General features: G+C 37.8%; 14 protein-coding genes and 1 pseudogene. 13 read left to right on the forward strand and 2 right to left on the reverse strand.

Annotated elements, in window-relative coordinates:
• Positions 1–5: 5 nt before the first annotated feature.
• Positions 6–500, reverse strand: a complete 495-nt coding sequence (locus tag ACP3VS_RS19265) for a L,D-transpeptidase family protein (RefSeq protein WP_207889466.1) — start codon at positions 498–500, stop codon at positions 6–8.
• Positions 501–623: 123 nt separating this feature from the next.
• Between ACP3VS_RS19265 and ACP3VS_RS19270 the strand changes: the two genes are divergently transcribed.
• The 6 genes and pseudogenes from ACP3VS_RS19270 to ACP3VS_RS19295 all read left to right on the forward strand — a co-directional run.
• Positions 624–851: a hypothetical protein gene (locus ACP3VS_RS19270; RefSeq protein ID WP_207889465.1), complete on the forward strand. Its 228-nt coding sequence runs from the start codon at positions 624–626 to the stop codon at positions 849–851.
• A 49-nt stretch (positions 852–900) separates the two neighbouring features.
• On the forward strand, positions 901–1,113 hold the full coding sequence (locus ACP3VS_RS19275; RefSeq protein ID WP_012292062.1) for a hypothetical protein: 213 nt from the start codon (positions 901–903) through the stop codon (positions 1,111–1,113).
• Between the two features lie 12 nt (positions 1,114–1,125).
• Positions 1,126–1,323, forward strand: a complete 198-nt coding sequence (locus ACP3VS_RS19280; protein WP_012292063.1) for a gamma-type small acid-soluble spore protein — start codon at positions 1,126–1,128, stop codon at positions 1,321–1,323.
• Positions 1,324–1,404: 81 nt separating this feature from the next.
• Entirely contained in the window at positions 1,405–1,581 is a 177-nt protein-coding gene (locus ACP3VS_RS19285) for a cysteine-rich CWC family protein (protein WP_207889464.1), read from the forward strand.
• Positions 1,582–1,683: 102 nt separating this feature from the next.
• A complete protein-coding gene (locus tag ACP3VS_RS19290) occupies positions 1,684–2,268 on the forward strand; it encodes a DUF305 domain-containing protein (protein ID WP_012292064.1) in 585 nt (194 codons plus the stop codon).
• A gap of 133 nt (positions 2,269–2,401) precedes the next feature.
• Positions 2,402–2,647 (forward strand): annotated as a pseudogene (locus tag ACP3VS_RS19295) (chemotaxis protein); the annotation flags it as partial.
• A gap of 45 nt (positions 2,648–2,692) precedes the next feature.
• Here ACP3VS_RS19295 and ACP3VS_RS19300 read toward each other — a convergent pair.
• A complete protein-coding gene (locus tag ACP3VS_RS19300; protein ID WP_031416846.1) occupies positions 2,693–3,298 on the reverse strand; it encodes a metallophosphoesterase family protein in 606 nt (201 codons plus the stop codon).
• A 245-nt stretch (positions 3,299–3,543) separates the two neighbouring features.
• Here ACP3VS_RS19300 and ACP3VS_RS19305 point away from each other — a divergent pair, with 245 nt between their 5' ends.
• The 7 genes from ACP3VS_RS19305 (at position 3,544) to ACP3VS_RS19335 (ending at position 11,735) form a co-directional block, all read left to right on the forward strand.
• Complete coding sequence (locus ACP3VS_RS19305) at positions 3,544–5,040, forward strand: class I adenylate-forming enzyme family protein (RefSeq protein WP_012292068.1); 1,497 nt, start codon at positions 3,544–3,546, stop codon at positions 5,038–5,040.
• A 177-nt stretch (positions 5,041–5,217) separates the two neighbouring features.
• Positions 5,218–6,207 carry a C39 family peptidase gene (locus ACP3VS_RS19310; RefSeq protein ID WP_036160430.1) on the forward strand — a complete coding sequence of 330 codons (990 nt, stop codon included), beginning with the start codon at positions 5,218–5,220 and terminating at the stop codon, positions 6,205–6,207.
• 57 nt (positions 6,208–6,264) lie between these two features.
• Positions 6,265–7,497, forward strand: a complete 1,233-nt coding sequence (locus tag ACP3VS_RS19315) for a hypothetical protein (protein ID WP_012292070.1) — start codon at positions 6,265–6,267, stop codon at positions 7,495–7,497.
• Positions 7,494–8,195 (forward strand): aspartate/glutamate racemase family protein, encoded by a 702-nt coding sequence (locus ACP3VS_RS19320; RefSeq protein ID WP_012292071.1) that lies wholly within the window; start codon positions 7,494–7,496, stop codon positions 8,193–8,195. The genes ACP3VS_RS19315 and ACP3VS_RS19320 overlap by 4 nt, the downstream gene beginning before the upstream one ends.
• Before the next feature lie 216 nt (positions 8,196–8,411).
• Positions 8,412–9,560: a DEAD/DEAH box helicase gene (locus tag ACP3VS_RS19325; protein WP_012292072.1), complete on the forward strand. Its 1,149-nt coding sequence runs from the start codon at positions 8,412–8,414 to the stop codon at positions 9,558–9,560.
• A gap of 1 nt (position 9,561) precedes the next feature.
• Entirely contained in the window at positions 9,562–10,791 is a 1,230-nt protein-coding gene (locus ACP3VS_RS19330) for an aminopeptidase (protein ID WP_012292073.1), read from the forward strand.
• Positions 10,792–10,823: 32 nt separating this feature from the next.
• Positions 10,824–11,735, forward strand: coding sequence for an SGNH/GDSL hydrolase family protein (locus tag ACP3VS_RS19335; RefSeq protein ID WP_036160442.1), 912 nt, complete (start codon positions 10,824–10,826; stop codon positions 11,733–11,735).
• Positions 11,736–11,768: the final 33 nt, after the last annotated feature.

The raw sequence follows: 11,768 nt of genomic DNA on the forward strand, positions 1-11,768 counted from the left end.
ATTTATTATGGATGAATCACTACTTCAGTCCCTATTGGAACAATACTGGCCAGTTCTTCAACATCTGGATTTTGCATTCGGATACATCCATGAGAAACAGCATGCCCAATGGAGCTAGGATCATTCGTGCCATGAATGCCATAGTGTTCCTTTGATAAACTCATCCACATAGTTCCAAATGGGCCGCCTGGATTTGGGTCTTTGTTAATAATAATAAAGCTGCCGACAGGTGTTTCGTGGAGCATACGTCCAACTGCTATTGGATATTGTTTTTGTAGGATACTATTTCTATAGAGACGTAGCCAACGATTTTCTGTAGAAATCTCAATACGGTAGGGGATCGTTTCGGGGTCCGGAAAGCCAGGTATTATTATTGGTTGACCAACGTAAAGAGTACCTGATTGAATGCCTGGATTGGCAGCAACAATGGAAGCCACTGGAGTACGATAATCACGGGAAATTTGAATTAACGTTTCCCCAGGTTTAACGGTATGAATCAACGTCAATCCCTCCTTTAATACAGGTGATGATTATACTATATGCTACAAATGAATGATGTTATGGATTGTTCAGGTCTTTGGATAGAATAAACAGTAACATCGTATTGTTAAGGAGCATATAGCATGAAGGAATTTAAAATTACTTATTTTTTTGATGAAATACATTATGTCAGAAGATTTATCTTTATCGAGTCGCAGCAAGAAGCAGAGAAACTGGTAAAGAGTGAACGAGATCAATATATCTCCTTTACAGATAGCAGAGGTATTTATCATGAATTGCATACTAGGCATGTACGAGTCATTCAAATTTCTGAATACCATCGTATCGATAAAAGTGCTAAAAGGGAATGACACATAATCTGTTCATCATTACACACATTAAAGAAGAAAGGAGTGTGGCATGATGGACAAAGAACAAATACCACATGAAAAGAAAATATTTATGAATTTAAATAGTAAAGACAAACCTGACATGGTTGAATCTGATACAATAAGTCTTTTCGATTTGCATGAGGATATGCAAACCGTGGATGCTATTCCTGTGGAGGAGCTTAATAAGAGAGTAGAAAGAGAAGGCGATGAATTGATTGAATTACAGCCGGATGAATTGTAGGGGGAGCGAGCAATGAATAGAGAAAATGGAGATGCCCAATTCTCAGTTTCGGGTACGAATATTGATGAAGTGAAGCAAAAAAATGCCGAATCAGGATTATCCTACAATGAGGTAAAAGCATTATTGGCTAAACAGGGAGGACATGGGACGGCTGTCTTTAGTGACACAAATGTTGATGAAGTAAAACAAGAAATACACAAGCATCAATAAGTGACTGAGGAGGAGTGAGGTGTTGAGTGCTCTTCCTTTTTTCCTTTACAATGATGAGATAAGAAAGGGAGGTCTTAGACTATGTTGGAAAATAGATGCCCACGTTGTGGGAGAGAAAATCATTGTGAAGTCGCCAAAGGTGAAAAAGAATGTTGGTGTATGACAGAGAATTTTCCAGAGCAATTGTTAAGTACTACAAAGACGAATACATGTATTTGTCAAGCATGCTTAAATACATATAAAGAAGAGTCAGTATAACTTATAACTATTTGATGTTGCAGTAAAAATTGCACAATTGGTACAATTGTCTATCGCACAACAACCTAGGGGGCATACATTACTCTGAAAGGAGTGTGTCTAATGGCTAGACCAATTGAACTTAGTAATGTCACACAGATATATTTAGAGGAATATCAACGCATCCTCAAAAAGATGATGCAGGGCATGACCTATGTGACCATTACTTGTAGTATTTCAGAAAACTTTATAAAGCAAATCATCCCTTATCAAATAGCAGCAATTCAAATGTCAGAAAATGTTTTACGCTTCACAACAAATATTCCTGTACAAAATCTTGCATTAGAAATCATCCGAACACATACAGAAATGCTTGAAAGTATTGAAGCGCTACAAAATAGATGTTGTGTTGTGCAAAATTCAGAGTATGAATTATACGAGTATATGTGTGCTTATAAAGAAATTACGGAAGCTATGTTTAATGCAATGTGTGCACCACCAGTTTCCAATAGCATTAACATCAACTATTTAAGGGAAATGATTGTCCATCATCAGGGAGGAATACGACTAGCGCAAAATGTGCTGAGATTTTGTATTTGCCAAGAATTAATCCCGATTTTAAAGTGCATGATTCAAACGCTTTGTGAGCAACTAGAGGCTATGGAAAAGTTACTGGATAGTTTACAAAATTGCGATTGCGAGTGCTAGTACTAACTAAAGGTTTATATAGGAAAAAGGCGCTAAGATCAATCATGGTTTTAGCGCTTTTTCTGCATGAGAATAGTTTATCAAAGAACAATGAGGAAATGTCGATAAAGGCTCGCCTAAAGATTCACGTCTTGGTGAGTGGTATTATGGCACTGGCAAAAAGCTGTTAGGTCAGGAACGTGTCTATATAGAATTAGAACAGCCATTCATTCATGTACATGAAATTGCTAAAAAAGCCGTGTGGGAATATTACACAGGTCTTAAAAATGAGGCGGAAAAATACTTGCAGGAAATTTCAGAGAAATTCTTTGTAGTCATTGAAAAGCTAAAAGCGTTAAAGGAAATTCTCTTGGACGGAAAAAAGCAATATATTCATTAAAAACGGGGAGCAAGCAAAGAGAAGATTAGCTTGCTCTTTTTATGTTTAGGACACGGTTCCTTTATCAACACTAGGAACACACATAAAGGTTACGGTCCGCTTTTCACTATCATACAGACACCATTCACGGTGATCTACAACGGAGCCAACATTTACACCGTATTGTTTATCTTGTAATACAATTGGTTGTCCATAGCGAATGCGAATGGGTAGTTTTTTCTGCTGATGATAAAGACCTGATTCATGGCTATGGCCAAAGAAGAACAATGGCTTTTGAAAGGATGGGAATGTTGGCTGCCAGCTTACACTCCATTTAAATTGATGTCCATGCATTAGGGTGGCTCCATCAATTTCCATTATTTCAGGTAATGCTCTAAAGCGCTCAATACCAGTTACCTGTGTAATACGCTCTTCTTGATTGCCCCGTATAGAGGGGAAGGTTAACAGCTCTTCAAACTTACTTTCAACGATTGCTGCTCTTTGTAAAGATAACCCAGACATCGTTTGGGCTTTTTTCTTACTAATAGTGCATTCATATAAATCACCTAATCCAATGATTTTTGCTTCCTTTGCTGTCTGCTGAATATGAGTGAGAACAGCCTTCGTATCTTCTATATTAGAATGTAAATCTCCTAAAAGTGCATAAAGCATGCAAACCCGGCCTTTCCTATAAAATCGTATAAATATCATACACCTAATAGAAATTGCTAGAAAAGTAAAACGTCTAAGAATATTTCGTTAGTTTACCAACATATTTTGGGTGTATGGAAAAATTGCCAGGAAATTAAATGCTTGCTAAAATAAAATCATAATTTTCTGAAATTTAAATCCTTTAGTAGTTTGCCATTAATGATGACTCTATCCCGCAGTAGAAAATGAATTTTGGAGGGCTTATAATGACGATGTACATGACGGATATTCTTGAAAAGTATGCTGTGCAACAGCCTAGTAAAATTGCGACCTTATATAATGGGAATAAGTTAAGTTATCGTGAGTTTTACAAACATGTCGAACGATTTGCAGCTTATTTACAAGAGCAAAATTATAAAAAAGAGGATGTCATTGCACTATATACACTCAACACAGATTTATTTTTAATTGCATATTTAGGTGTGCAATTAGCTGGCTACGTTGCTATGCCCATTAACACTAAATTAGCAGCTCCGGAGGTTGAGTTTATTTTTAATCATTCCCAAGCAAAGGGACTCATTTATGATGAAAGATTAGCTGAAACCTTAGAAAATGTATCCTATTCATTCCAACATATTATTGGATTTCAAGATATGAATCACATCCTTACTAATACTAATTTAGTAAGGGCTGTAGTACCGTTGGAGGCACATGATACTGCTGTTGTTATGTACACTTCAGGTACAACTGGTAAACCAAAAGGCGTGATGCTAACTCATCAAAATATTGTGGCTACAGCAGATATTTGGTCATCTTCCATGAACATGCTTAACACGGACAAGATGTTTATTTGTACACCATTATTTCACTGTGCGGGACTTCATGTTTTTGCCATGCCCATGTTTTATCAAGGCGGGACTGTCTTGATAGAAGAAGCTTTTTCACCCACTAAAACATTAGAGCAGATTGCAGTAACAGAGGCAACCATCTTCTTTGGTGTTCCATCTATGTATACGATCATTTTAAATACGCCCGGATTTAAGGAACATAGCTTTAACCATTTGCGTTTATTATGTTACGGGGCTGCCCCAATGCCTTATGAGCTTGTTAAACAAGTAAAAGAGGCGTTTTCAAATGTTAAAGTTCAAAATTTATATGGTCAAACGGAGAACACACCTGCAGCCACCTCTTTATTAGATACGGATGCTTTAACGAAAATAGGCTCTGTTGGGAAGCCATTAGAACAGACAGAGGTCCGAGTAGTTGATAGTGAAGGAAAGCTAGTTCCCGCTGGTGAGGTGGGCGAGATATGTGTAAGGGGACCCCAGGTGATGAAGGGCTATTTACGTAATCCCGAAGAAACAGCTAGAACGATTATAGATGGATGGCTTTATTCAGGTGATTTAGGACGTTTTGATGAGGAAGGCTATTTATATATAGTTGATAGGAAAAAAGATATGATTATCCGAGGCGGTGAAAATATTTATCCAATCGAGGTGGAGGAAGTGCTGTATCAATTGCCAGAAATTTTAGAAGCAGCAGTGGTTGGATTACCACATGAAGTGTATGGAGAAGTGCCTAAAGCCTTTGTCGTATTTAAAGAAGGTAAATATCTCGATGAGGAAATCATTTTATCCTATTGTCAATCACGGCTTGCTAAATATAAAGTACCATATGAAATAGAATGTTTAACTGAACTGCCGCGCAATGCTTCTGGTAAAGTTTTAAAGCATACATTACGACCAAAAGTAAGAACGATTTGAGAAAAAAGTTTTAGTATTTACAGTTAATTTTACTCGAAGCTTCGTTTTCGATGCAAAAAAAGTTCTCAGAAACAAGATAAAATAGGAACCTCTTTCAAAGTATCGTATAATAGAGTCTACGACAAATTAAAAGAGAGAAGGGTAACCCTTCGATTTAGAATAGGAGCGGAATTTGTCTTGTGGACGGGGTATAAACGCCTATTACTTATTGGCATGTTGATTATTATGTTACTTTCTAGCTGTCAGCCATTTTCACAGCAAGATGCAGAAAATAAAAATCAATTAACAGTATTAACAGTAGAATTTAATAGTGGAGCACCAATTGCTAATCTTTATATTACGGTCACAGATGTTCAGAATGGTAATGTTGTAGAAGAAGCTATTGGTTCTGAAGAGGGAGAAGCGATATTTTCGAAGCTAAAAGAGGGGCGAGAGTATGCTATTGCGGCAACGACTCTTGAAAATAGTGCAACAAATGATGGCTATACAACCATCGAGAATTTTACCTATGATACTACAAAACCTTACTTTAGATTGCAGACCCACTTTACAAGAGACGAGCAAGAGCTAGATGTTCCCGTGGTGATGCAAAATCCTGAGCTTCCACATGGCTGTGAAATAACTTCACTCACAGCCGTATTAAATTACTATGGAATGAATGTGTCAAAGCTTGAAATGGCTGATAACTATTTACCAAAGGAAGAAATACGTACAATAGGCAATCAACGATTTGGACCAAATCCAAATGAGGCTTTTGCAGGTAATCCTCGTGATAAAGCTCGAGGTATGTATGTATTTGCTGCTCCGATTGTCAAGGCGGCGGAGGCAGCTATTGCAGAGAAACAGGCTGATTTACGTGTAACAGATATGAGAAATGCCTCACAGGCTGATATTTTACAGCTTGTTCGTGAGGGAGTTCCTGTCGTGACATGGGTGACGCTGGATTTATCCAAGCCTAAAAAAAATGCAAATAGAGGCTGGATTTATAAAGGAGCGACTACTTCCCAGGATGCTTTTATGAATTTACACGCTGTTGTGCTAACTGGGCATTTAGGCGATAAGGTCGTGGTAATGGACCCGTTAAAGGGCTATGTAACTTATAATGTGGATCAGTTCTTTAAAAGCTATCATGAATTAGGTGAACAGGCAGTAGCTGTACATAAATAAACTAGCCATTAGGAAGTATGTTACACTAATAAAAAAGTAAAAAGTGAGTTGAGTAGAATGGCCATTGAGCACGCTTTTTTACCGGTTTTATTAGGCGATGAAATGAATGCTTATGGCATGGCCAGAGCATTTTACGAAGCCTATGGTGTGAAGCCACTTGCATTGAATCACACGAATATGGAAAAAATTCAACAAAGTGATTTATTAACCTTCCGTGAAGTACCGAGACTTCATATAGAAGAACGATTTGTGACGGCACTAAAGGCAATAGCGCAGGAATTCACAGAAAAAAAATTACTGCTATTAGCCTGTGATGAATTTTATGTCAAAAAAATTGTAGAACATAAAGATGAATTAATAGAGGATTTTTTAGTTCCTTATGTGAATACTAGCCTTGCACATCAGCTGCTGACTCGTGAAAGTATGTATGAACTGTGTGCACAATTTGGCTTTCAATACCCTGCTATGCATGTATGTACAGTTAATGATTATGAAGATTACGAAATGTCATTGGATTACCCAATTGTTATTAAACCAATGAATATGACAAAGTATGCCACATGTATTTTTCCTGGAAAGAAAAAAGTATATATTGCACATGATAAAGAAGAAAAGGATAGTATATTTCATGCTATTTATAAGGAATCAGCCTATCGGGATGATCTCATGATTCAACAATATATCCCTGGAGAAGACGCGAATATGCGTGTTGTCAATGCTTATGTAGGACAAGATGGGAAGACGAAGCTTCTTGCTGTAGGAAATCCAATACTAGAAGAGCATTCACCAGAGGGCATTGGTCGTTATGTAGCTATTATGACAGCCTATAACCCTGCTTTAATGGAAAATGTGAAGTTGTTTCTAGAAGCTATTCAATTCCAGGGATTTGCTACATTTGATATGAAATATGATGAGCGTGATGGACACTATAAATTGTTAAGTATCGAATTACATAATGAGCTTTCCAATTATTATGTGACTGCTAGTGGCTATAACCTTATGCAATATGTAGCGGACGATTATGTTCGTGGAAGTAAACAGCCACTTACATACGTGCAAAATAAACATCTTTGGACAATTGTACCCAATGGTGTCCTTTTCAAATATGTACAAAATGAACAACTGATTATTGAAGCGAAAAGTCTCATTCGACAAGGAATGGCAACGGATTCTATTTTTAATTATAAGGATATGAATGCTAAACGCTGGTTGAATGTTACTGTCGATAATTTAAATTTTTACCGTAAATATAAGAAATATTTTAATAACAAAGGTCTGTCTAACTCATGAAAAAACAAACTTTAGGTATAATAGGTGGAGTTGGTCCACTAGCAACCATGTTTATTGGTGAAATGATTGTAAGACGTACAAAGGCGCAAAAAGATCAGGAGCATTTACATACCATTATTGATAATGATACAAATATTCCTGACCGTACGGCTTTTATTTTAGATAATACGAAAGAAAACCCTGTGCCTGTTATAATGGAGGATGCAAAAAAGTTAGCTTCTGTAGGAGCTGATATGATTGCTATTCCGTGTAATACCGCTCATACTTTTTATGACGAGATTCAGGCAGGCTCTCCGATTCCCGTTTTGCATATGATTCGTGAAACAGCAAAGCGAGCATCCGAATTGGGAGCAGAGCGTGTTGGAATTTTAGCGACAACAGGTACATTGACTTCACGGATGTATCAAGAGGCGTTGGAAGAATATGGTATTACACCTGTGGTACCAGATAATGAGATGAGGGCGCATGTGATGACCATCATTTACGATTTTGTCAAAGCTGGTAAAGATGTCACACAGGATGATTGGCAACCAATTGAAGATGCCATGCTTGCCCTAAACTGTGACCGTATCGTGTTGGGTTGTACGGAGTTATCTATAGTTAATCGAGATTTAAAATTAAGTAATGTATATATCGATTCATTAATCGTTTTAGCGGAGTGTGCTATTTTAGCATGTGGTTATGAGCTAATCGATTAGGAATGTATAGAAAAAATCTGCTTGCTTTACATGGGTGCTGCAAGTCTTCAAAGAGTTGTGGACGGGCTTTCATTTCCATGTGTGGAGTTAGGCAGATTTTTTATGGATGAAAGATTCATTTGGTGAAACGATTAGACCAAGGTTTGCGTACATATAAAGTAGGAAGCTGCCGAGTGTGTTAAACTAGTGTCAAGCAGATAGAAGGTGGGAAATAACATGTCAGTAATCAGTTTATTAAAAGAAGAATTACAAGCAAAATGGAACTTTGAAGCAACCATGAAAATTCAAGAGGAAATGATACCAGCCATGCTTGAAGGGAAGGATATCGTAGCTGAATCACCTACAGGTTCTGGTAAAACATTAGCGTATGTTTTACCATTGCTGAATAAAGTTAATGGAGCGAAAAAACAAACACAAGGTCTTATCGTAGCTCCATCACAAGAGCTAGCGATGCAAATTGTGGAAGTTATCCGTGAGTGGACGGCAGGTACGGATATTACAGTTCAGCAGCTTATTGGTGGTGCCAATTCCGCTCGTCAAATTGAAAAATTAAAGAAAAAGCCAACGATTGTTGTAGGAACACCTGGTCGTTTAAATGAATTAGCACGTGCAGGGAAATTAAAACTCAAAGAAATTGAAACAGTTGTTTTAGATGAATGTGATCAATTACTAAGTCGTGAATACCGTGTTGTCATTAAATCCTTTATTGAAGGTTCAGCGTTTGGACGACAAGTGGTAGTTGTTTCGGCTACTATTACAGAGGAAATTGAATTAGTGGCAAGTCGAATGATGTTCGAACCAGTTCGTTTTAAAATTAAGCCAGAGGATATGCTAAAGGTTGGCAAAGTAACCCACTCTTTTGTGAAGGTCGAAGAACGTGATAAAACGGAGTTTCTTCGCCGCCTATCGCATACAGAAGGCCTGAGAGCATTAGCTTTCGTCAATAATATTGATCAATTATTAATGAAAGAAACGAAGCTCCAGTATCGCTCTGCACCAATCGTTACACTTCATTCTGACATGAAAAAGGAAGAACGTAAAAAGGCTTTAGATGCTTTCCGCAAAGGGGACGCACGTATTTTAATAGCAACAGATATTGCTGCACGTGGTTTAGATATTGCCGGTTTAACACATGTTATTCATGTCGATGTACCACGAACAATTGAGCAGTATTTACACCGTTCTGGTCGTACTGGTCGTGCCGGTGCAGATGGTGAGGTATTAACATTACTATCTTATCGTGACGAAAAAACCTATAAAAAATGGACAAGAGAAATTCCTGGTAAGCCAGTGCAGAAGATTTGGCATGATGGTAAGTTGAAAGAAGGTAATTCTAAAACAATTGGACAAAAGGGAGGGAAATAATATGACGTTTGAAGAAAAATTACAGGCATACGCAGAACTTGCAGTAAAAGTTGGGGTAAACATTCAACCAGGTCAATATTTGTTAGTCAACACATCAGTTGAGGCTTTAGATTTTGCTCGTTTAGTCGTTAAAGAGGCGTATAAGGCTGGGGCAGGGCGTGTCCATGTTAATTTTTCTGACGATGAAATGGATCGTGCCTATTTTGAACATGCCTCTGATGAAGAATTTAACCGTTTCCCCGAATGGGTCGTACAAATGCGTGATGAACTCATTGAACGTAAAGGGGCATTATTATGGATAGATGCCGCAGATCCTGATAAATTAACAGGAATCTCGGCTGATCGATTAGCTACTCATCAAAAGGTATCAGGAGCTGCGTTGAAAAACTATCGTAATGCAGTTATGAAGGATTTGATTGCGTGGTCCATTATTGCAGTACCTTCGCCAAAGTGGGCGGCAAAGGTATTCCCTCAATTGACAGCAGACGAGCAAGTACCTGCTTTATGGGAAGCTATCTTTAAAACAGTTCATATAGGAGAAGGTAACGCAGTTGAAAATTGGCATCAGCATGTAACGAATTTAGAATCTCGGGCAGAACTTTTAAATAATAAAAAGTATGCGAAGCTACACTATACTGCACCTGGAACAGATTTAACGATTGCTTTAGCTCCACAGCATAAATGGGTAACTGGTGGCAGTAAAACGCCTGAAGGCCATGTTTTTATCGCCAATATGCCAACAGAAGAAGTCTATACACTTCCTATGAAGCAAGGTGTAGACGGTTATGTTAGTAATTCAAAGCCTTTAGTATATCAGGGCAATATCATTGATGGTTTTAAATTAACATTTAAAGAAGGAAAAATTATTAAAGCGGAAGCTGAAGTAGGTCAAGATTTACTACAGGAGCTTATTCAAGTAGATGAGGGTTCTAGTTATTTAGGTGAAGTAGCACTTGTCCCGCATGAATCACCAATTTCAGCATCAGGGATTTTATACTTTAATACACTATTCGATGAGAATGCTTCGAACCATTTAGCGATTGGAGAAGCATACCCGACATGCTTAGAGGGTGGTAGAGACTTGGAAAACGGTCAACTAGAAGCATTGGGTGCGAATATTTCTGTAACCCATGAAGACTTTATGGTTGGTAACGGTGAAATGGACATTGATGGTATATTACCAGATGGAACTATAGAGCCTATATTCCGTAAAGGTAGCTGGGCTTTCTAAACTTAGTTTGAATGGAGAATGGGGGAGAGCAGATGAAGCACATAGGTAGTTTGATTGGGATGATTATATTATTACTGACAGGCTGGAGTTCATCTGCTTTTGCTCAAACTGAAAACTATATAGCAATTGGGGATTCACTAGCTGCTGGTCAAACCCCCTTTCAACAAATTGATGCTGGGTATAGTGATCTAATTGCTATGAGATTACAGTCAATGAATCAATTAAAATTCTATACAAAGGAACTTGCTTTTCCAGGTTACACAACAGCCCATGTATTAGAAAAAATTAAGACTGAGGAAGCAAGGGATTTATTAGCCAATGCCACTTTAGTTACTGTTTCAGCAGGTGCCAATGATTTATTAAGCCTTATACGGCTAAATCCAATGGCTGGAACATTAACTTTTTCTCAACTTCAAACAGATTACGCCTTAAATACGGTGAGAAAAAATATAATAGCTATTTTAAATGAATTGGCGGAACGAGCTCCAAAGGCTCAGGTATATGTTGTAGGCTATTATTTTGCCTATCCAGCTGTTCATCTAACTCAAAAAGAAGGCACAAATGCACAGCTTGTGAAATTAAATAAAATTTTACAGCAACAGGCGGAGCTAGCTGGAGCGGGTTACGTAAATGTGTATGACAGCTTCGGGTTAAATGCCACAAACTACTTACCAAACTATACAGATGTCCATCCGAATATGGAAGGCTATCGCCAAATGGCCAATGCATTTTTAAAGGCTTATAGTGGTAGTGATGCCCTATCTATAGCTCCATCACAATTACCGAAACCGAATCCTGTATCATTTGAGGAAATTTTACAAGAACGAGCTTCTGCACAGCCTAAACAACAAAAGGTAACATCCTCCCAGTCTGTACGAAGTGTACGTTCCATTCAGGGATTTCACGGCTATACCGCTTTTATGGAAAAATTAGAAAAGAGATAAGTGAAGGCATCTGATAGGATGCTTTTTTTTCGT

Source organism: Lysinibacillus sp. VIII_CA, from assembly GCF_049943995.1.
Classification (GTDB): Bacteria; Bacillota; Bacilli; order Bacillales_A; family Planococcaceae; genus Lysinibacillus; species Lysinibacillus pinottii.

Coding starts and splice junctions, on each gene's coding strand:
- ACP3VS_RS19270 (WP_207889465.1), top strand. CDS start 624: ATGAAGGAATTTAAAATTACTTATTTTTTTGATGAAATACATTATGTC.
- ACP3VS_RS19275 (WP_012292062.1), top strand. CDS start 901: ATGATGGACAAAGAACAAATACCACATGAAAAGAAAATATTTATGAAT.
- ACP3VS_RS19280 (WP_012292063.1), top strand. CDS start 1,126: ATGAATAGAGAAAATGGAGATGCCCAATTCTCAGTTTCGGGTACGAAT.
- ACP3VS_RS19285 (WP_207889464.1), top strand. CDS start 1,405: ATGTTGGAAAATAGATGCCCACGTTGTGGGAGAGAAAATCATTGTGAA.
- ACP3VS_RS19290 (WP_012292064.1), top strand. CDS start 1,684: ATGGCTAGACCAATTGAACTTAGTAATGTCACACAGATATATTTAGAG.
- ACP3VS_RS19300 (WP_031416846.1), bottom strand. CDS start 3,298: ATGCTTTATGCACTTTTAGGAGATTTACATTCTAATATAGAAGATACG.
- ACP3VS_RS19305 (WP_012292068.1), top strand. CDS start 3,544: ATGACGATGTACATGACGGATATTCTTGAAAAGTATGCTGTGCAACAG.
- ACP3VS_RS19315 (WP_012292070.1), top strand. CDS start 6,265: ATGGCCATTGAGCACGCTTTTTTACCGGTTTTATTAGGCGATGAAATG.
- ACP3VS_RS19320 (WP_012292071.1), top strand. CDS start 7,494: ATGAAAAAACAAACTTTAGGTATAATAGGTGGAGTTGGTCCACTAGCA.
- ACP3VS_RS19325 (WP_012292072.1), top strand. CDS start 8,412: ATGTCAGTAATCAGTTTATTAAAAGAAGAATTACAAGCAAAATGGAAC.
- ACP3VS_RS19330 (WP_012292073.1), top strand. CDS start 9,562: ATGACGTTTGAAGAAAAATTACAGGCATACGCAGAACTTGCAGTAAAA.
- ACP3VS_RS19335 (WP_036160442.1), top strand. CDS start 10,824: ATGAAGCACATAGGTAGTTTGATTGGGATGATTATATTATTACTGACA.